Raw genomic sequence first — 245 nt, forward strand, 5'->3', positions numbered from 1 at the left:
CCCGGAAGCAGGAAGACGGCGGCACCGCCAACCTGTACTCCAACGGGGAACGGAATATATGAATCTGTCGTACCGCCCAACGGCGATACCGGCGTCACAAGCTGATCACGGACTTTGCAGTTCGCTTTGATCTCTTTGAAAACTTCCGGAACCCGCTCATCCTCAATACCAATCATGAACGTCGTGTTGCCTGCACGCAGAAAGCCGCCGGAACTGGCCAGCTTGGTTGCACGGAACCCTTCCTT

Annotated in this window: 1 protein-coding gene; it reads right to left on the reverse strand. The window is 55.9% G+C overall.

Features of this window, described 5'->3' with window-relative positions; all coding sequences use genetic code 11:
- Positions 1-245, reverse strand: a 245-nt coding sequence (locus KVT34_RS30850) for a cyclic-di-AMP receptor (protein WP_217563357.1), incomplete at both ends; no start/stop codon positions are given.

Origin of the sequence: Paenibacillus sp. GbtcB18 (assembly GCF_019091125.1) — a bacterium.
In the GTDB taxonomy this organism is placed as follows: Bacteria; Bacillota; Bacilli; order Paenibacillales; family NBRC-103111; genus Paenibacillus_F; species Paenibacillus_F chitinolyticus.